Origin of the sequence: Xenophilus sp. (genome assembly GCF_044462705.1) — a bacterium.
Taxonomy (GTDB): domain Bacteria; phylum Pseudomonadota; class Gammaproteobacteria; order Burkholderiales; family Burkholderiaceae_C; genus Xenophilus; species Xenophilus azovorans.
The window spans coordinates 1,892-20,101 of record NZ_JBIQNC010000077.1 but is presented as its reverse complement, the minus strand read 5'-3'; the positions used below and the strand labels follow the sequence as shown (position 1 = coordinate 20,101).

At 71.2% G+C, this 18,210-nt stretch carries 21 protein-coding genes; 12 read left to right on the top strand and 9 right to left on the bottom strand.

Annotation, left to right across the window (positions count from 1 at the left end):
• Positions 1–60: 60 nt before the first annotated feature.
• Complete coding sequence (locus ACIY1X_RS13305; protein ID WP_399681096.1) at positions 61–1,068, bottom strand: Bug family tripartite tricarboxylate transporter substrate binding protein; 1,008 nt, start codon at positions 1,066–1,068, stop codon at positions 61–63.
• A gap of 176 nt (positions 1,069–1,244) precedes the next feature.
• Here ACIY1X_RS13305 and ACIY1X_RS13300 point away from each other — a divergent pair, with 176 nt between their 5' ends.
• Positions 1,245–2,174: a LysR substrate-binding domain-containing protein gene (locus tag ACIY1X_RS13300; protein ID WP_399681093.1), complete on the top strand. Its 930-nt coding sequence runs from the start codon at positions 1,245–1,247 to the stop codon at positions 2,172–2,174.
• Between the two features lie 21 nt (positions 2,175–2,195).
• On the opposite strand, the gene ACIY1X_RS13295 is transcribed toward ACIY1X_RS13300, so the two are convergent.
• Positions 2,196–2,519 (bottom strand): c-type cytochrome, encoded by a 324-nt coding sequence (locus ACIY1X_RS13295; protein ID WP_051953090.1) that lies wholly within the window; start codon positions 2,517–2,519, stop codon positions 2,196–2,198.
• 101 nt (positions 2,520–2,620) lie between these two features.
• Between ACIY1X_RS13295 and ACIY1X_RS13290 the strand changes: the two genes are divergently transcribed.
• Together ACIY1X_RS13290 and ACIY1X_RS13285 are read left to right on the top strand one after the other, a co-directional pair.
• The gene (locus tag ACIY1X_RS13290; RefSeq protein ID WP_038204466.1) at positions 2,621–2,881 is read left to right on the top strand and encodes a TIGR04438 family Trp-rich protein; all 261 of its coding nucleotides are present in this window, start codon (positions 2,621–2,623) and stop codon (positions 2,879–2,881) included.
• Between the two features lie 36 nt (positions 2,882–2,917).
• Positions 2,918–3,691: a DUF3592 domain-containing protein gene (locus ACIY1X_RS13285; RefSeq protein WP_399681090.1), complete on the top strand. Its 774-nt coding sequence runs from the start codon at positions 2,918–2,920 to the stop codon at positions 3,689–3,691.
• Positions 3,692–3,707: 16 nt separating this feature from the next.
• Here ACIY1X_RS13285 and ilvD read toward each other — a convergent pair whose 3' ends face one another.
• Entirely contained in the window at positions 3,708–5,402 is a 1,695-nt protein-coding gene (gene ilvD / locus ACIY1X_RS13280; RefSeq protein WP_399681087.1) for a dihydroxy-acid dehydratase, read from the bottom strand.
• Between the two features lie 97 nt (positions 5,403–5,499).
• Here ilvD and ACIY1X_RS13275 point away from each other — a divergent pair, with 97 nt between their 5' ends.
• The gene (locus ACIY1X_RS13275; RefSeq protein WP_399681084.1) at positions 5,500–6,429 is read left to right on the top strand and encodes a LysR family transcriptional regulator; all 930 of its coding nucleotides are present in this window, start codon (positions 5,500–5,502) and stop codon (positions 6,427–6,429) included.
• 4 nt (positions 6,430–6,433) lie between these two features.
• Here ACIY1X_RS13275 and ACIY1X_RS13270 read toward each other — a convergent pair whose 3' ends face one another.
• Entirely contained in the window at positions 6,434–6,901 is a 468-nt protein-coding gene (locus tag ACIY1X_RS13270; protein ID WP_038204478.1) for a bacterioferritin, read from the bottom strand.
• 156 nt (positions 6,902–7,057) lie between these two features.
• The gene (locus tag ACIY1X_RS13265) at positions 7,058–7,960 is read right to left on the bottom strand and encodes a LysR family transcriptional regulator (RefSeq protein WP_399681083.1); all 903 of its coding nucleotides are present in this window, start codon (positions 7,958–7,960) and stop codon (positions 7,058–7,060) included.
• A 106-nt stretch (positions 7,961–8,066) separates the two neighbouring features.
• Here ACIY1X_RS13265 and ACIY1X_RS13260 point away from each other — a divergent pair, with 106 nt between their 5' ends.
• Genes ACIY1X_RS13260 through lgt form a run of 3 tightly spaced genes read left to right on the top strand, consistent with a single transcriptional unit; the run spans position 8,067 to position 10,030 of the window.
• A complete protein-coding gene (locus ACIY1X_RS13260) occupies positions 8,067–8,843 on the top strand; it encodes an SDR family oxidoreductase (RefSeq protein WP_399681080.1) in 777 nt (258 codons plus the stop codon).
• Between the two features lie 39 nt (positions 8,844–8,882).
• Positions 8,883–9,152: a hypothetical protein gene (locus ACIY1X_RS13255; RefSeq protein WP_399681079.1), complete on the top strand. Its 270-nt coding sequence runs from the start codon at positions 8,883–8,885 to the stop codon at positions 9,150–9,152.
• Positions 9,153–9,208: 56 nt separating this feature from the next.
• Positions 9,209–10,030 (top strand): prolipoprotein diacylglyceryl transferase, encoded by an 822-nt coding sequence (gene lgt, locus ACIY1X_RS13250; protein WP_399681077.1) that lies wholly within the window; start codon positions 9,209–9,211, stop codon positions 10,028–10,030.
• 14 nt (positions 10,031–10,044) lie between these two features.
• Here lgt and ACIY1X_RS13245 read toward each other — a convergent pair whose 3' ends face one another.
• The 3 genes from ACIY1X_RS13245 to ACIY1X_RS13235 all read right to left on the bottom strand — a co-directional run bounded on the left by ACIY1X_RS13245 (position 10,045) and on the right by ACIY1X_RS13235 (position 11,935).
• On the bottom strand, positions 10,045–10,254 hold the full coding sequence (locus tag ACIY1X_RS13245; protein WP_399681074.1) for a hypothetical protein: 210 nt from the start codon (positions 10,252–10,254) through the stop codon (positions 10,045–10,047).
• Positions 10,248–10,694 (bottom strand): alpha/beta hydrolase, encoded by a 447-nt coding sequence (locus tag ACIY1X_RS13240; RefSeq protein WP_399681099.1) that lies wholly within the window; start codon positions 10,692–10,694, stop codon positions 10,248–10,250. The genes ACIY1X_RS13245 and ACIY1X_RS13240 overlap by 7 nt, the downstream gene beginning before the upstream one ends.
• Before the next feature lie 314 nt (positions 10,695–11,008).
• Positions 11,009–11,935 (bottom strand): pseudouridine synthase, encoded by a 927-nt coding sequence (locus ACIY1X_RS13235; RefSeq protein WP_399681071.1) that lies wholly within the window; start codon positions 11,933–11,935, stop codon positions 11,009–11,011.
• 200 nt (positions 11,936–12,135) lie between these two features.
• Between ACIY1X_RS13235 and ACIY1X_RS13230 the strand changes: the two genes are divergently transcribed.
• From ACIY1X_RS13230 to ACIY1X_RS13215, 4 genes are all read left to right on the top strand, one after another.
• Positions 12,136–12,798 carry a GntR family transcriptional regulator gene (locus ACIY1X_RS13230; protein ID WP_038204499.1) on the top strand — a complete coding sequence of 221 codons (663 nt, stop codon included), beginning with the start codon at positions 12,136–12,138 and terminating at the stop codon, positions 12,796–12,798.
• A gap of 2 nt (positions 12,799–12,800) precedes the next feature.
• Positions 12,801–14,276 (top strand): malonyl-CoA decarboxylase, encoded by a 1,476-nt coding sequence (locus ACIY1X_RS13225; RefSeq protein WP_399681068.1) that lies wholly within the window; start codon positions 12,801–12,803, stop codon positions 14,274–14,276.
• 85 nt (positions 14,277–14,361) lie between these two features.
• Complete coding sequence (locus tag ACIY1X_RS13220; RefSeq protein WP_399681065.1) at positions 14,362–15,348, top strand: Bug family tripartite tricarboxylate transporter substrate binding protein; 987 nt, start codon at positions 14,362–14,364, stop codon at positions 15,346–15,348.
• 82 nt (positions 15,349–15,430) lie between these two features.
• Positions 15,431–16,972 carry a malonyl-CoA synthase gene (locus ACIY1X_RS13215; RefSeq protein WP_399681064.1) on the top strand — a complete coding sequence of 514 codons (1,542 nt, stop codon included), beginning with the start codon at positions 15,431–15,433 and terminating at the stop codon, positions 16,970–16,972.
• 42 nt (positions 16,973–17,014) lie between these two features.
• Here ACIY1X_RS13215 and ACIY1X_RS13210 read toward each other — a convergent pair whose 3' ends face one another.
• Positions 17,015–17,440, bottom strand: coding sequence for a universal stress protein (locus ACIY1X_RS13210; protein WP_038204519.1), 426 nt, complete (start codon positions 17,438–17,440; stop codon positions 17,015–17,017).
• 242 nt (positions 17,441–17,682) lie between these two features.
• Here ACIY1X_RS13210 and ACIY1X_RS13205 point away from each other — a divergent pair.
• On the top strand, positions 17,683–18,210 hold a 528-nt coding region (locus ACIY1X_RS13205; RefSeq protein ID WP_399681097.1), incomplete at its 3' end, for a cation transporter.

The following is an 18,210-nucleotide window of genomic DNA, read 5'->3' as shown; positions in this document are numbered from 1 at the left end:
GGTCGGCGTAGCCCAGGTCGTCGGCAACGATGAAGATGAGGTTCGGGCGCTTCATTGGCATCAGTCCAGCTTCAGGCCGATCGATTCGACGATCTTGCCGTAGCGCTGCCGGTTGGCTTCCAGGCGGTCGGCCGCGGCCTGGCCCGTCTCGCCCAGCGGCACCATGTCCAGCGTTCCCAGGCGCTGTTTCACCTCGGGCTGGGCCAGGGCATGCTGCAGCGCGCCCTGCAGCTTCTTCACCACCGCATCGGGCGTGGCGGCCGGCACCATGGTCAGGTACAGCACGTCGAAGCCCAGGTCCTTCAAGCCCAGCTCGGCGACGGTCGGCGTCTGCGGCAGCAGCGGCGAGCGCTGGCTGCCCGTGACCGCCAGCGGCCGGGCCTTGCCGGCCTGGATCTGCGGCAGCAGCCCGGGCGTGGCCAGGATGCCGGCCTGCACCTCGCCCGCGATCAAGGCCGTCACGGCGGGCGCATTGCCCTTGTACGGCACGTGCGTGATGCGGGCGCCGGTGCCGCTGGCGAACAGGGCGGAGGCGATGTGCCCCGGGCTGCCGTTGCCGGCCGAGGAGAAGGTCAGTTCCTGCTTCTTGCCCATGTCCGCGAACTCGCGCAGCCCGCTGGCCGGCACGCTGGGGTTGACCGCCAGGGTCAGCCCCGAGGACGAGAGGATCATCAGCGGCTTCAGGTCCTTCGGCGCGAAGGGCATCTTCCGGTAGACGTGCGGGTTGATGGTGAGGGTGGTGTCGATGGTCAGCAGCACCGTGTAGCCGTCCGGCGCGCTCTTGGCGACCGCGTCGGCGCCGATGTTCCCGCCGGCGCCCGGGCGGTTGTCGATGACGAAGGGCTGGCCCAGCTCGGCCTGCAGCGGGATGGCGAGTTGCCGGCCCAGCACGTCCAGCGGGCCGCCGGCCGGGAAGTTGGTGACCAGGCGCACCGGCTTGTCGGGCCAGGCGCTCTGCGCCGAGGCGGTGCCGCCCGCGAGGGCGGCCAGGGCCAGGCCGAGGAGGGAGGCGGCGAGCACGGGGCGGCGGCGCGGCGAGGCGGCGTCGCGGGTGAGGGTACGGGGCATGGGAGTCTCCTGTGGTTGCTGGCGGGCAGGCGCCGTGGCGGCGCGTGTCCGATGACCGCACTCTAGGTGGCGTATCCCCCCGGCACAACTGAAAGCTCGTTGCTTACGTATTCCAGAAATTAATATCTCAGTTGGTTATGCCTTCGAGCAGGTGTTCTTTCGGGAGATCGAGAGCCATGAATTTTTCACGATTGAAGCTGCGCCACCTGCAATGCCTGGCCGTCGTCGGGCAGGAGCGCAACCTCGTGCGTGCGGCCCGGGCGCTGGCCCTGACGCAGCCCGCCGTGTCCAAGACCGTGGCCGAGCTGGAGGACATCGTCGGCCGGCGCCTGCTGCTGCGCCGGCGCCGCGGCGTGGAGCTCACCGCCGCCGGCGAGGTGCTGATGAAGCACGCCGTGGGCACGCTGCGCGCCCTGCAGGAGGGGCTGGCGCAGGCGCTCGAGCAGCCCGAGGCCGACGAGTTGCGGGTGGCCGTCGGCGCCCTGCCCAATATGGCGGCGGGCTTGCTGCCGGCGGCGGTGGCGCGGCTGGCGGCACTGGAACCGGCGCTGCGCGTGCGGGTGGTGAGCGGGACCAACCGCCAGCTCATGGCGCAGTTGCGCCAGGGCGAGATCGACCTGGTGCTGGGGCGCCTGGCGCAGCCCTCGGCGATGGTCGACCTGTCCTTCCGCGCGCTGGGCAGCGAGCCGCTGGTCCTGGTGGCCGCGCCGGGGCACCCGCTGCTGGCGCGCGAGGCGCCGCCCACGCTGGAGGAACTGGCCGGCCACCTGCTCATCGTGCCGGTGCAGGGCACGCTGGTGCGCGACACGGCCGACGCCTTCCTGTACGCGCGCGGCACGCGGCCGCCGCCGCGCCTGGTCGAGGCCACCGACACCAGCTTCGCCCTGGAGCTGCTGCGCAGCATCGACGCGGTGTGGTTCGCGCCGGAGGGCGCGGTGCGCTGCGCGCTGGCGCGCGGCGAGCTGCGGCGCCTGCCCTTCGACACCGGCAGCACCGACGGGCCCGTCGGCGTGACACTGCGGCGCACGGGCGAGCCCACGGTGGGGGCGCGGCGGCTGCTGGAGGCGATCGAGGCCGAACTGGCCGTGCAGCGGCGCGGCGGCTGAGGTGCGTGCGCCGCCTGCGGCCTACTTGGTCGACAGCACCCAGGCCGCCAGCTTCTTCGCGTCGGCCTCGCTGACCTGGGTGTTGGCCGGCATCGGCACCGGCCCCCACGCGCCGGCCCCGCCCTTGAGGATCTTGGTGGCCAGCAGGTCGGCGGCGCCGGCCTGGCCCTTGTACCGCGCCGCGATGTCCTTGAAGGAGGGCCCGACCACCTTGCGCTCGACGGCGTGGCAGCTCATGCAGTTCTTGGCCGTCGCCAGCGCGAGGTCGGCCGCGGCCGGCGCCGCGGCGCCGAGCCAGAGGAGGGCGGCGCTGCCGCAGAGGATGGAAAGACGGAACGGACGCATGGGGCGGGGCGTGGCTGCTGTACAGTGGCTCGCACGGATTCTAGGTAGGGAGCGCGACGTGCCGGCCAGGCGCGCGCCATGCAAGTCGGAGGGGTTGTTCCATGTGGTTTCTCGGTCTGGGTGTGCTGGGTGTCGTCCTCAAGCTGCTCGAGGTGGGCTTCGTCGCTCGCCTGAGCTGGTGGATCGTGCTCATTCCCTTCGCCTTCGCGGCGGCCTGGTGGTGGTATGCGGACGCGTCCGGCTACACCAAGCGCAAGGCGATGGAGCGTGAGGACGAGCGCAAGCAGGCGCGCATCGAGCGCCAGCGCAGCCAGCTGGGCATGCTCAGCGCCCGCTCCAACCGCAAGCGCAGCAGGCGCTGAGCGGCGCGATCCTCCCAGCGCCCGGCGAGGCGGGGCATGGACGACGCCCTGGTTACGAGATGGCTGCTGGCCTTCTTCGGCGCCTGCGTGCTCGGCCCGGCGCTGGGCGCGCTGGTGGGGCGCTGGGCGGGCTTCTCCGTGGGCGTGGCGATCGGCACGCTGGTCATCGGCCTCACCGGGCTGACCGGCGCCGGCGTGGCCGTCTGGGAGGGCTGGAAGAACAGCGCGGACTCGATGGCGGTGCCCGGCCGGCTGATCGAGTTCGAGGACGACCGCCCGGTGGTGGAGTTCACCTCGCCCGACGGGGCCACGCACCGCATCACCGGCCTGGGCGGCAGCCAGCCGCGTGCGGGACCCGGCGACGAGGTGCCGGTGCGCCTGCCGCAGGGCGATGCCGCCCGCGCACGCATCGACGACCTGCAGAACGCCAGCGGCCTGGCGATCGCCCTGGGCCTGTTCGGCCTGCTGCCCACGCTCTTCGGCGTGTTCTTCACGGCGCAGGCCGTGAGCGAGCGCCGCGGCGAGGTGCCGCCGCGCCCGCCCACGCCGGCGCAGCGGCGCCGGCGCACGCAGCTCACGGTGATCGCCAACGTGGTGTTCCTGGGCGGCTTCGCGGTCAGCTTCCTCGGCGAGGACCTGACGCGCTCGCTCGGCGCCGGCTTCATGATCGTCGGCGGCGGCGGCCTGCTGCACTTCATCGCGCAGAGCCTGCCGCCGGCCGCGATGCCCTTTCACACGCGCTTCATCTTCGTGGTCGTCGGCGTGGGCTTCGCGGCCTTCGGCCTGGTGGCGCGCCTGCTGGGCGGGTGATCGCCCAGGGCGCGGCTCAGTAGTTGTCGAGCACCGCGCCCTTGCTGGCGCTCGCCGCGTTGAAGGCGAACTTGGCCTGCACACCGCGCGTGTAGCGCGGGGCGGGCGGCGTCCAGCCCTTCTTGCGCTCGGCCAGTTCGGCGTCGCTCACGTTCAACTCCAGCAACAGCTTGTGCGCGTCGATGGTGATGCTGTCGCCTTCCTTCACGAAGGCGATGTTGCCGCCGGCCGCCGCCTCGGGCGCCACGTGGCCGACCACCATGCCCCAGGTGCCGCCGGAGAAGCGGCCGTCGGTGATCAGGCCCACCGACTCGCCCAGGCCGGCGCCGATCAGCGCGCCGGTGGGGGCCAGCATCTCGGGCATGCCGGGGCCGCCCTTCGGGCCCAGGTAGCGCAGCACCATCACGTCGCCGGCCTTGATCTTGCCGTCGAGGATGGCCTGCAGCGCCGACTGCTCGTCGTCGAACACGCGCGCCGGGCCGGTGATGACGGGGTTCTTCAGGCCGGTGATCTTGGCCACCGCGCCCTCGGGGCTGAGGTTGCCCTTGAGGATGGCGAGGTGGCCTTCCTTGTAGAGCGCCTTGTCGATCGGTCGGATCACGTCCTGGTCGGCGCGCGGCGCATCGGGCACGTCGGCCAGCGTCTCGGCGATGGTCTTGCCGGTGATGGTCATGCAGTCGCCGTGCAGCAGGCCGGCGTTCAGCAGCACCTTCATCACCTGCGGGATGCCGCCGGCCTGGTGCAGGTCCACGGCGAGGTACTTGCCGCTGGGCTTGAGGTCGCAGATCACCGGCACGCGCTTCCTGATGCGCTCGAAGTCGTCGATGGTCCATTCCACGTCGGCCGCGTGCGCGATCGCCAGGAAGTGCAGCACCGCGTTGGTCGAGCCGCCGGTGGCCATGATGACCGACACGGCGTTCTCGATCGCCTTCTTGGTGACGATGTCGCGCGGCTTGAGGTCCTTCTTGATCGCCTCGATCAGCACCTTGGCCGACTCCTTGGCCGAGTTCTGCTTCTCGTCGTGCGGGTTGGCCATCGTGGAGGAGTAGGGCAGGCTCATGCCCAGGGCCTCGAAGGCGCTGGACATGGTGTTGGCCGTGTACATGCCGCCGCACGAGCCGGTGCCGGGGATGGCGTGCTGCTCGATCTCCTTGAGGTCGGCGTCGCTGAGCTTGCCGGCGGCGTTCTGGCCCACGGCCTCGAACACGCTGACGATGTTCAGGTCCTGCCCGCGCCACTTGCCCGGCAGGATGGTGCCGCCGTAGACGTAGATGGCCGGCACGTTGGCGCGCAGCATGCCCATCATGCCGCCGGGCATGTTCTTGTCGCAGCCGCCGACGACGACGACGCCGTCCATCCACTGGCCCTGCACGCAGGTCTCGATGCAGTCGGAAATCACCTCGCGGCTGACCAGCGAGTACTTCATGCCCTCGGTGCCCATCGCCATGCCGTCGGAGATGGTGGGCGTGCCGAACACCTGCGCGTTGCCGCCGGCTTCCTCGATGCCGGCGATGGCGGCGTCGGCCAGCTTCTGCAGGCCGGAGTTGCAGGGGGTGATGGTGCTGTGGCCGTTGGCCACGCCGACCATGGGCTTCCTGAAGTCGTCCTCCGTGTAGCCCATGGCGTAGTACATGGAGCGGTTGGAGGCGCGCGCCTTGCCTTCGGTGATGTTGGCGCTGCGGCGGTTGATCTGGATCGTCTTGGTGTCCATCGGTCTCGCTCGGGTTCGTGGGGGAAAGGCGGCATTGTCGCGCCGGCTTCTCATTGCATCCAATCTTCTTTGCTGCATTGATTGATATGCTGTGCGAATGAGTCAAGAGGCCATCGACCTGCGCACCTGGCGGCAGTTCCTCGCCGTGGCGGAGGAGCTGCACTTCGGCCGCGCCGCCCAGCGGCTGGCGATGACGCAGCCGCCCGTCACCCAGGCCATCGCCCGGCTGGAGCGCGTGCTGGGCGTGCGCCTCTTCGACCGCACGCGGCGGCGCGTGGCGCTCACGCCGGCCGGCGAGGCGCTGCTGCCCGAGGTGCGCGCGCTGCTGGCGCAGGCGCAGGGCCTGCCCGCGCGGGCGCGCGCCGCGGCGGCGGGTGAGGTGGGACGGGTGCGGCTGGCCTTCGTCTCCACCGCCGGCTTCGAGCAGGTGCCGGCATGGGTGCGCGCCTTCCGCGTCCACAGCCCCGGCGTGGCGCTGGAGCTGGTGGAGGCCACGGGCGACGTGCAGCTCGCGGCCTTCGCGCGCGGCGAGATCGACGCCGGCCTGATGCTGCACACCCCCGGCGCCGCGCCGCCGGGCCTGGCGCGGCTGGCGGTGGCGACGGAGCCGATGGTGCTGGCGCTGCCGACGCAGCATCCGTTGGCCCGGGCGGACCGGCCGGCGCTGGCGCAGGTGCTGGCCGAGCCGCTGGTGATCTTCCCGCGCCGCATCGTGCCGTCGCTGCACGACGCGGTGATGGCGCTCTACCAGTCGGCGGGCTGCGCGGCGCGCGTCGCGCAGGAGGCGATCCAGATGCAGACCATCGTCAACCTGGTGGCCGGGGGCGTCGGTGTGGCCTGGGTGCCGGAGAGCGTCACCCAGTTCCGGCGGGCCGGGGTGGTGTATCGCTCGGGCGAGGTGCTGGGCGGTTCCCGCCGGCGGGCCGTGCTGCCGCTGTGCGAGACCAGCCTGGTGTGGCCCGGCGGCGCCGTGCCGCCGGCGCTGGCGCGCTTCGTGGACTTCGTGCGCGCCCGCGTGCAGGGCTGACGGCTCAGCCCATCTGCGACTGCAGGTAGTTGGGCAGCCCGATCTTGTCGATCAGCGCCAGCTGCTTCTCCAGCCAGTAGGCGTGGTCTTCCTCGGTGTCGTGCAGCTGCGCGACGAGGATGTCGCGGCTGACGTAGTCGGCGAGGCTCTCGCACAGGCGGGCGCCTTCCTTCAGCGCCTGGCGCACCTCGTACTCGGTGGCGAGGTCCTTGGCCAGCATGTCGGGCACGGTGGTGGCGGGGGTGAAGTCCTTGGGCTTCATGTCCGGCTGCGCGCCCAGCATCAGCAGGCGCTGCATCAGCGCGTCGGCGTGCTGGGTCTCTTCCTCCATCTCGTGGTTCAGCCGCTCGTACAGGCGCTGCAGGCCCTGGTCCTGGTAGTTGCGGGAGTGGGCGAAGTACTGGTCGCGGGCGGCCAGCTCGCCGCGCAGCAGGTCCTTGAGGCAGTCGATCACTTGGGGGTGGCCTTGCATGGCGGTCCTCTTCTTGTCGTTGGCAACGGGCGCGCGGGCGCCCAACCGGCGAAGTATGCGCCGCCGGCCGCGGCGGGGCGAGGGCCGCCGGCGCAAGCCCCCGCGTCGGCGCTCTGCCTGCGCATCGCTGTTGTTCTCATTGACATCCATCGGCCGTCAGGCGGCCAGCTGCGGCTGCAGCAGCCCGGCCAGCCAGACGCTGAAGGCCTGCACGCGGCGCGACAGGTGGCGCCGATGCGGATAGACGAAGTGCACCGGCATGGGCGGCGCCGGCCAGTACGGCAGCACCTCGACCAGCTCGCCGGCCGCCAGGTGCTCGCGCACGTCGAAGGCCGGGATCTGGATCAGCCCCAGGCCCGCCAGGCAGCAGGCGATGTAGGTCTCGGCGTTGTTGGCGACCACCCGGCCGCTCATCGCCAGCGCCTGGGGTGCGCCGTCCTCCTGCCACTCCCAGGGCGCGATGCGCCCGCTGGTCGGCGAGGCGTAGTTGACCGCCAGGTGCCGCGGCAGGTCGAGCGGCGTGCGCGGCGTGCCGTGGCGCGCCAGGTAGGCGGGGCTGGCGCAGTTGATCAGGCGGATCGTGCCCAGCGGCCGCGCCACCAGGCTGCTGGCCGCGAGCGTCCCGACGCGCAGCGCGCAGTCGATGCCCTCGTGCACCAGGTCGACCGCGCGGTCGCTGGAGCCCAGCTCGACCTCGATGCCCGGATGCCGTTCGAGGAAGGCGGGCAGGGCGGGCGCCACCAGCCGGCGGGCGACGCGGCTGGGCAGGTCCACCCGCAGCCGGCCGGCGAGGGCGCCGCCGGCGGGGCGGAACTGCTGCTCCAGCTCGTCCACGTCGGCCACCACGGCGCGGGCGCGTTCCAGCAGCGCCTCGCCGTCGGGCGTGAGGCTGACGCGGCGCGTCGTGCGGTGCAGCAACCGCACGCCCAGCCGGCCTTCGAGCTGCTGCACGGCAGTGGAGACGCTGGCCCGCGGCAGCGCGAGCTGGTCGGCCGCCAGCGTGAAGCTGCCGCACTGGGCGACGCGCAGGAAGATGCGCAACTGGTCGACGCGGTCCATGCAGATTGATCGGAATTCCTGAACAGTCTAGCCAGAAGAAGGCTGTTTATCGAATGAGAGCTGCTCAATAGACTGAATTCCGCCATTCATTCATCAGGAGGTTTCGATGTCGAGCAAGCACAGCATCCAGGGCAAGGTGGCCCTCATCGCCGGCGGTGCCAAGAACCTGGGCGGCCTGATCGCCACCGATCTGGCGCAGCACGGCGCCAAGGCGGTCGCCATCCACTACAACAGCGCCGCCAGCCGGGCCGATGCCGAGAAGACCGTCGCGGCCATCGAGAAGGCGGGCGCCAAGGCGGTGGCGCTGCAGGCCGACCTGACCGGCGCCGCGGCGATGGAAAAGCTCTTTGCCGACACCGTGGCCGCCGTCGGCCGGCCCGACATCGCCATCAACACCGTCGGCAAGGTGCTGAAGAAGCCGCTGGCCGAGATCACCGAGTCCGAGTACGACGAGATGGCGGCGGTCAACAGCAAGTCGGCCTTCTTCTTCCTGAAGGAGGCCGGCCGGCACGTCAACGACAACGGCAAGGTCTGCACACTCGTCACCTCGCTGCTGGGCGCCTTCACGCCCTTCTACGCCTCGTACGCCGGCACCAAGGCGCCGGTGGAGCACTTCACCCGCGCGGCGGCCAAGGAGTTCGGCGCGCGCGGCATCTCGGTCACGGCGGTCGGCCCGGGCCCGATGGACACGCCCTTCTTCTACCCGGCCGAGGGCGAGGACGCGGTGGCCTATCACAAGACGGCGGCGGCGCTGTCGCCCTTCAGCAAGACGGGCCTGACCGACATCGAGGACGTGGTGCCCTTCATCCGCCACCTGGTCAGCGACGGCTGGTGGATCACCGGGCAGACCATCCTGATCAACGGCGGCTACACCACCAAGTAGGCGATCATCGGCGCCTCATCCGACGCGAAGGGATTCCCCATGCACATGGCGATGGTCATCGGCGGCGGCATCGTGCTGCTGGGCCTGTTCATCCTCTTCGGCCACCTGTGGGGCGCCAGCACCGCCGCCATGGCGCTGGCGGCGCGCTGGTTCGTGCCGGCGTGGGCGCTGGTGGCGCTGGTCAACATGTGGGTGGGCGTGACCCACGCCGGCTACACCGTGCGCGCGGAACTGCCGATCCTCGGCATCGTCTTCGTGGTGCCGGCGGCCGTCGCCTTCGCGGCAGCCTGGATGCTCGGCCGCGGCTGAGGAATCGCCGGCCGCGCCCCCGGGCGCGCCACGGCCGGCGGGCACAATCGGCGCCCATGCTGATGTACCCGCAGTTCAACCCCGTGGCCCTGCAACTGGGCCCGGTCGCCATCCACTGGTATGGCCTGACCTACCTGGCCGCCTTCGGCCTCTTTTTCTTCCTCGCCACGCGCCGGCTGCGGCACGAGCCCTTCCGCTCGGTGGCGGGCGAGGGCGCCTGGTCGCGCAAGGACGTGGAGGACATGCTCTTCCTCGGGGTCATGGGCGTCATCGTGGGCGGGCGGCTGGGGTACTGCCTGTTCTACAAGCCCGGCCACTACCTCACGCACCCGCTGGAGATCCTGATGGTCTGGCAGGGCGGCATGAGCTTCCACGGCGGGCTGCTGGGCGTGATCGGCTCGATGGTGTGGTTCGCCCGCTCGCGCGGCAAGCCCTTCTGGCAGGTGATGGACTTCGTCGCGCCCTGCGTGCCCACCGGGCTGGCCGCGGGGCGCATCGGCAACTTCATCAACGGCGAGCTGTGGGGCCGCTTCGCCAGCCCCGACCTGCCGTGGGGCATGGTCTTCCCGCAAAGCGGCTCGATGCTGCCGCGCCATCCCTCGCAGATCTACCAGTTCCTGCTCGAGGGGCTGCTGCTGTTCGTGATCCTGTGGCTCTATGCCCGCAAGGAGCGGCGCGAGCGCCGCGTGTCGGCCGTGTTCCTGATCGGCTACGGCGCGATGCGCTTCATCGCCGAGTACTTCCGCGAGCCCGACGACTTCCTCGGCCTGCTGGCGCTGAACATGAGCATGGGGCAGTGGCTGTGCGTGCCGATGATCCTGTTCGGTGTCTGGCTGTATGCGACGGCGCCGGCGCGGCCGGCCGGCGGCGCGCGCTGAAGGGCGTGAGGCCGCTATTCCAGGAAGCGGTCGATGACGTCCTCGAAGGCCGGGATGTCCATGGCCGTGTGCCCGGCGTCGAATTTCTTGAAGACGATGGACAGGCCCGGGTAGTTGCGGGTGGCGATGTAGGCGTGGAAGTCCGTCACCGCGCGTTCGTTGGATACGCCGCCGGTGCCGCTGGCGAGGTACAGCGTGGCGCCGAGGGGCCGGTCGCCTACCACCGGGCCTGTTGGTCGAGCGACTTCAATTGCGCCAGGTAGTCGCCGTGGAAGGCGCCGTCGAAGGACAGGAAGTGCTGGAACACCAGCGTCTCCGGCGCCTCGATGAACAGCGCCCCCACCACGAAGGAGCCGCCGAGCGACAGGCCGGTGATCATCCGCCGGGCCGGATCAGCGCGGTAGCGTGACTCGATGGTGGGCACCAACTGCTTGGCCAGGAAGTCGTGGTACTGCCGGCCGCCGGGGAAGGCGTAGTCCACGTCCCGCCGCGCCGTGTTGCCGATGCCGACCAGGATGGCCTCCTTCCCGGACCTGGCGAGCAGTGTGCGCAGGCTCTGGAAGCGCGGCTCGTTGTTGTTGTAGCGCGCGTCGGCGTCGAGCACGTAGATGCTCGGATAGGTGCCGGAGCCGCTGCGGTAGGAGGGCGGCAGGTAGACATTGATGGGGTAGGTGGCTCCGTTGGGGTCGGCGCGGATGCGGAACGCCTCCGACTGGCCGACCCCGGGGGGCGCTGGAGGCGGAGCCGGAGTGGCCGGGGTGGTCGGCGTTCCTTCCGGCGTGGTGGGCAGGGGCAGGAAGATGCCGCCACCTCCGCCGCCGCCCCCGTCGCCGCAGGCGCGATCGCTTCGAGACGTTTATCTGCGTTTTTCCTGGTGTTCTTCTGCGCGGATACGGTCTCCCGGCCGAGCGTCGCGCAGGTTAGCGGTGCGCGGCGGGCGCGGCAAGCGCCCGCGCCGTGCGTCGGCCGCGCGCGCTGCTAGCGCACCGGCATGAGCGCCCGATGGCTGGCGAAGCGCCGCGCCTGGCCCGTCACCGGGTCGGTGAAGGCCAATTCCCTTGCCAGCAACTGCAGCGGCCGGTCGAAATCGTCCGCGCCCTCGGGCCGCAGCACGGGGTAGATGCCGTCGCCCACGATCGGCATGCCCAGCGCGTGGCAGTGGGCGCGCAACTGGTGCTTGCGTCCCGTGCGCGGCGCGAGGGCCAGGCGGGCGAAGCGCTCGCCGGCGTCCAGCAGTTCGATGGCCGTCTCGCTGTTGGGCTCGCCCGGCACCTCCTCCGAGCGCATGAAGACCGGCATCAGCCGGCTGCGGTGGACGGCGGGCAGGGGCCGGGGCGGCGGCCAGTGGACGACCGCCTCGTAGCACTTGGCCACCGCACGCTGCTCGAACAGGCGCTGGTAGGCGCCGCGCGTGGCGGGCTGCAGGCTGAAGACGACCAGGCCCGCCGTCTCGCGGTCGATGCGGTGGATGGGCACCAGCGTGTCCAGCCCCAGGCGGCGCTTCAGGCGGGCCAGCAGCGTCTCGCGCACGTGGCGGCCGGAGGGCGTGACGGGCAGGAAGTGCGGCTTGTCGGCCACCACCAGCAGTTCGTCCTGGAAGACGATGCGCTCCTCGAAGGGGATGCGCGGCTCGTCGGGCCACTCGCGGTAGTACCAGACGCGCAGGTCTTTCTCGTAGGCGCGCCCGGGGGTGAGCGGGTGGCCGGCGCCGTCCACCACCCGACCGGCGGCCATGCGCTCGCACCAGTCCTGCCGCGCCACCATCGCGAAGCGCTCGCACAGGAAGTCCAGCACCGTCGCCCAGGGGCCGGGCGGCAGCGCCACGCAGCTGGCGCCCACGCCGTCGCGCATCGGCAGGGGGCGCGGCTGGCGGGCGCGGCGGGTGCTCTGGGCGCTGCGGGACATGGCGAGGCAGGGGAGGGCGATGGCGGGGGAAACCGACTGTAAAGGGGGTTTTCCGGCCGCGGACAGCATTGCGTGATGTCGAGTGGCCTCTCATAATTACGTGTAATTACTCCAGCTCAGCCGTTCCCCGCTCTTTCCTTCTCCCGATTCCCGCTGACCCATCCCGTCCGACGTCCACCGCCCACCCGCCCTTCGCCGCGATGAGCATCGTCCCCCACTCCCTGCACGACGAGGTGGCCCACCGGCTGCGCGAGGAGATCTTCGACGGCGACCTGGCGCCCGGCAGCTTCCTGGACGAGGCGGCGCTGTGCGCGCGGCTGCAGATCTCGCGCACGCCGCTGCGCGAGGCGCTGAAGGTGCTGACCGCCGAGGGCCTGCTGCGCCACGAGCCGCGCCGCGGCTGCTTCGTCGCCGAGGTGACGGACAAGGACCTGGACGACATCTTCCCCGTCATCGCGCTGCTGGAAGGGCGCTGCGCCTTCGAGGCGGCGCGCAATGCCACCGACGCGGAGCTGGACGCCCTGGAGGCCATGCACCAGCGGCTGGCGCGCTGCGCCAAGGCGCGCCGCATCAACGACTACTACGCCGCCAACTACGCCATCCACGAGGCCATCATCGCGATGGCCGACAACCGCTGGCTGGCGCAGGTGATCGGCGACCTGCGCAAGATCCTCAAGCTGGCGCGCCTGCAGACGCTGCAGGTGCCGGGCCGGCTGGAGCAGAGCCTGTCGGAGCACCTGGCCGTGTTCGCCGCCCTGAAGGCGCGCGACAGCGAAGGCGCCGACGCCGCCATGCGCACCCACCTGCAGCGCCAGCGCGAGGCGCTGCGCACCCTGGCCAAGAACCCCCGACCGAGATTTTGAACATGACGCCTCCCGAATGGATCCAGCGCGGCGTGTCGCTGCTCAAGCCTTCCGAGAAGAACGCGGACGCCGCGGCACGCCCCGCGCGGGCGCCGGCCGCGAAGAAGCCCGCGGCCGACACGCGCGCGCCGCGCACCCTGGCCGAGCGGCTGGAGGCGACCCTGCGCCGCCACGGCGAGGCGATGGCGCCGCGCACGCTGCGCAAGGCGCTGGAGGACCTGCAGGCGGTGGTCGACCCGCGCGTGAGCGAGGTCGAGGCCGGCCGGCGCGCGCACGACATCGCGCTCTGGTACGCGCAGCTGCCGCGCGAGGAGCGGCGCGACGTCTGGCTGCTGATGAACGAGTGCTTCGCGCCCGACGCCGCGAAGCTCAAGGCCGCGCACGCGCAGTTCGAGTCGGCGGCGACCGGCTCGGCCGAGCACGGCCAGGCCGAGGTGCGGCTGCGCCGCGCGCTGGTCTCGCCACGTGCGCGGCTGCTGCAGCGCTTCGCCATCCACCCGGAGGGCCTGCGCTTCCTGGTCGAGCTGCGCGCCGAGCTGCTGGCGGAGCTGAAGAAGGACCGCCGCCTGCTCGCGCTCGACGCCGAGCTGGAGCAGCTGTTCTCGACCTGGTTCGACGTGGCCTTCCTCGAGCTGCAGCGCATCAGTTGGGACTCGCCCGCCTCGCTGATCGAGCGGCTGATCGAGTACGAGGCGGTGCACGACATCAAGAGCTGGTCGGACGTGAAGAACCGGCTGGACGAGCGCGACCGGCGCTGCTACGGCTTCTTCCACCCGCGCATGCCGGGCGTGCCGCTGATCTTCGTGGAGGTGGCGCTGACGCAGGCCATCAGCGACAGCATCACGCCGCTGCTGGACGAGGCGGCCAAGCCGGGCGCCGAGAAGGCCGGCACGGCGATCTTCTATTCGATCAGCAGCACGCAGGCCGGCCTGCGCGGCGTGAGCTTCGGCGACTCGCTCATCAAGCGCGTGGTGGAGACGCTGCGCGAGGAGTTTCCGAAGCTCAAGACCTTCGCCACGCTCTCGCCCATTCCCGGCCTGCGGCAGTGGGTGGGGCAGAACGCGGCAACGCTGCTGCCGCGCCTGCCCGAGAAGCAGGCCGAGGCGCTGGGCCGCGCGCTGGGCGCCCTGCCGCCCACGGCCGACCGCCTGCTGCCGGCACTGGACGAGGCGCTGGCGATGACGCCGCGCTCGCCGCTGCGCCAGGTGCTGACGCAGTTCGCCGCCGAGTACCTGGGCCGCGCGCTCGTCGACGGCCGCCCCGTGGACGCGGTGGCGCGCTTCCACCTGGGCAACGGCGCCCGGGTGGAGCGGCTGAACTGGGCCGCCGACCCGTCGCCCAAGGGCGTGAAGCAGTCCTGGGGCCTGATGGTCAATTACCTGTACGACCTCAAGCGGCTGGACAAGCACCGCGAAATGCTGGCCGGCGGGCGGATTCCCGTCTCCGGGGACGTGGAAGCCCTGATGCTCAAGACCTGAAACAGCCTTCACCATTCCGGGCCGATTCCATCGACACGGACGCCGAAGGCCCCGGCGTCGCCACCACTACAGGAGACAAGAGACCATGATCCATGACATGCAACGGCGCGACATGCTGCGCCTGGCGGCCGCGGGCGCGGCCCTGGCCGGCTTCGGGGCACGCGCCGACGCCAACTGGCCCGCCAAGCCGGTGACGATGGTGGTGCCTTTCCCGGCCGGCGGCGGCACGGACGCCTTCGCGAGGCCGCTCGCCGCCCAGTTCTCCAAGGTCACCGGCCAGACGCTAGTGATCGACAACCGCGGCGGCGCCGGCGGCACCGTGGGCGCCAGCATCGCCGCCAAGGCGCAGCCGGACGGCTACACGCTGTTCATGGGCGCGGTGCACCATGCCATCGCGCCGTCCATCTATCCCAAGCTCGACTACGACATCGAGAAGGACTTCGTGCCCATCATGCTGCTGGCCAACGTGCCGCAGGTGGTGGTGGTCAACCCGCGCCGCGTCACGCAGAGCACGCTGCAGGAGTTCGTCGCCTACGCCAAGAAGAACCCCGGCAAGCTCAACTACGCCAGCGCCGGCGCCGGCACCTCGCACCACCTGGCGGGCGAACTGTTCAAGCTGCAGACGGGCACCTTCATCACCCACATCCCCTACCGCGGCGCCGGGCCGATGCTGCAGGACCTGATCGCCGGCAACGTGGACTGCGGCTTCGACGGCCTGGGCTCCTCGGCCCAGCACATCAAGGCCGGGCGCATCAAGGCGCTGATGGTCGCCGGCAGCCAGCGCAACCCGGCCTTCCCCGACGTGCCCTGCGCCAGCGAGGTGGGCCTGCCGGACTACACCGTCACCACCTGGTACGGCCTGTGGGCGCCCAAGGGCACGCCGCCCGAGGCGGTGGCGCGCATCACCGAGAGCATGCGCAAGGCCCTGGCGACGGACGAGACGCGCACCATCTGGACCAGCAACGGCTCGGAGATCCCGAACCTCACCGGCGCGGCCTACGGCCAGTTCGTCGGCAGCGAAGTCCGCCGCTGGGCAGGGGTCGTCAAGGCCTCGGGGGCCAAACTGGAGTAGAACCGGCCCTTCGCCGCCATCCGCAGAAAAAGAAACCGCCGCCGCCTCCGGGCGGCGGCCTGCCATTTCGCAGCAGCACACCATGAGCCCGACTTCCTCCGCCAACGCCAACCTTTTCGCCGCCCTGCGCGCGGCCTTCCCGCACGACCTGGACGCCATTGCCGTGGAGACGGACGACGGCCTGGCCTATTCCTGGCGCGACCTGGACCGGGCCAGCGCCATGATCGCCAACCTGCTGGTCGCCCTGAAGCTCAAGGAGGGCGCGCGCGTCGCGGTGCAGGTGGAGAAGTCGGTCGAGGCCATGCTGCTGTACCTGGCCACGCTGCGGGCGGGCTACGTCTTCCTGCCGCTGAACACGGCCTACCAGAGCGCGGAGATCGAGTACTTCGTCACCAACGCCGAACCCGAGGTGGTGGTGTGCACCAGCCGCAACGCGCCCTGGATCGGGCCCATCGCGCAGAAGGCGAAGACCCGGCACGTCTTCACCCTGGACGACGACCGCACCGGCACGCTGCTGGAGATGGCCGCCCAGTGCAGCGACGAGCACCGCATCGCGGTGAAGAAGCCCGACGACCTGGCCGCCATCCTCTACACCAGCGGCACCACCGGCCGCAGCAAGGGCGCGATGCTCACGCACCGCAACCTGCTGTCCAACGCCGAGGTGTTGAAGGACTACTGGGGCTGGACCCACGGCGACGTGCTGCTGCACGCGCTGCCCATCTTCCACGTGCACGGCCTGTTCGTCGCCATCCACGGTGCGCTGCTCAACGGCAGCAAGATGATCTGGTTCGCCAGGTTCGACCCGAAGCGCGTCATCGCCCGCATGCCCGAGGCGACCGTGTTCATGGGCGTGCCCACGCTGTACGTGCGCATGCTGGCCGAATCCACGCTCACGCACAAGCAGTGCGAGGACATGCGCCTGTTCATCTCCGGCTCGGCGCCGCTGCTGATCGAGACCTTCACCGAGTGGCAGCAGCGCACCGGCCACACCATCCTGGAGCGCTACGGCATGAGCGAGACCATCATGCTCACCTCCAATCCCTACACCTCGGTGCAGGGCGCGCGGCGCGGCGGCACGGTGGGCTTCCCGCTGCCGGGCGTGAGCCTGCGCGTGCGGGACGACCAGGGCAGGGAATGCGCCACCGACGAGATCGGCAACATCGAAGTCAGCGGCCCCAACGTCTTCGCCGGCTACTGGCGCATGCCGGAGAAGACGAAGGAGGAATTCACCGCCGACGGCTACTTCCGCACCGGCGACGTGGGCAAGGTCGACGGCCTGGGCTACGTCACCATCGTCGGGCGCAGCAAGGACCTGATCATCAGCGGCGGCTACAACGTCTACCCGGCCGAGATCGAGGGCTACCTCAACGAGCTGCCCGGCGTGGCCGAGAGCGCGCTGGTGGGCGTGCCGCACCCGGACTTCGGCGAGGTGGGCGTGGCGGTGGTCGTGCCGCGCTCCGGCGCCACGCTGGACGCCGACGCCATCGTGGCCGAGCTCAAGGGCAAGCTGGCCAACTTCAAGATCCCCAAGCGCTGCTTCGTGGCGGAAGACCTGCCGCGCAACACCATGGGCAAGGTGCAGAAGGCGCTGCTGCGGGGGCAGTACAAGAACCTGTTCGGCTGACCCGCCGCCGCCCCGCCCGCGGCGGGGGCGGCAGGGGCGGGTTCACTGCACCAGCAGCACCGACATGCCCGCCTCGGCGATCACCTTGGTCGCCACCGAGCCCATCAGCGCCCGGCCGATCGTGCCGTGGCCGTGGGTGCCCATGACGATGAGGCCGGCGCCGGCCTCCTTGGCGGCGCGCACGATCTCCTCCGCCGCCCGGCCGTGCCGCGCCAGGACCTGGTAGCCGGCGATGCCGTGGCCGTCGAGGATGGCCTTGACCGGGTCGATCACCTTGGCCGATTCCTCGGCGTAGTACTCGTCCAGCGTGCTCTTGCTGATGTGGCGCGCCACGTGGCCGGGGATGCCGGCGCACACGTTCAGCACGACCAGCTCGTTGCCGTCCACGAACATGCCGCGGTGGCCGGCCAGGTAGTCGATGGCCTTGCGGGTGAAGGGGCTGCCGTCGACGGCGATGAGGATCTTCATGCGTATCTCCTTGGGAGGAATGGGAAAGTATTCGGGGCAAGGCGGCGCGCCCTGCCGCCACGGGTTCGTTTGTAGCCGTGCCGGCACCGGGCGGCGCGCATGCTGCGGCGCCGCGTGGGGTTGTTGCCCGGTGCGGCGCTGCCGCCCACGGATGGCGATGCCAGCTTAGTGTGCCCGTCTGCCGGCGGATTGACGCAGGTCAAGACTGTTCGCGGCCGCCCGGCGCACCATCGGCGCCCATGATGCAGGCCGCCCTTGCCCCCGACACGGCGCCGCCGGCGCCCCGGCCCGGCCGCGGCGCCGTGCCGGACGCCGACCGCGACGCCGCGTCGTGGACGCTGCTCGACGACCCCCAGGAATGGGCCGCTTTCGGCCGCCCGCTGGGCGCCGCCGAGGCACCGGCCTGCTGGGAGTCGCACGTCGCCGTGGAGGGCATCCACTGCGCCGCCTGCGCCATGACCATCGAGGACGCGCTGGGCGCCGTGCCGGGTGTGCAGTCGGTGCGCGTCAACGCCGCCAGCCGGCGCGCGCGCATCGTGTGGTCGCCGGCCGAGGCGCGCCCCTCGCAGTGGTTCGCCGCCGCCGCGCAGGCCGGCTACCGCTTCGTGCCCGCCGGCGACGTCTCGCGCCAGCAGGCCCGCCGCATCGAGTCGCGCCGGGCGCTGTTCCGCTGGCTGGTCTCGGGCCTGTGCATGATGCAGGTGATGATGTACGCCGTGCCCGCCTACGTGGCCGGGCCCGGCGACATGACGCGCGACATCGAGCTGCTG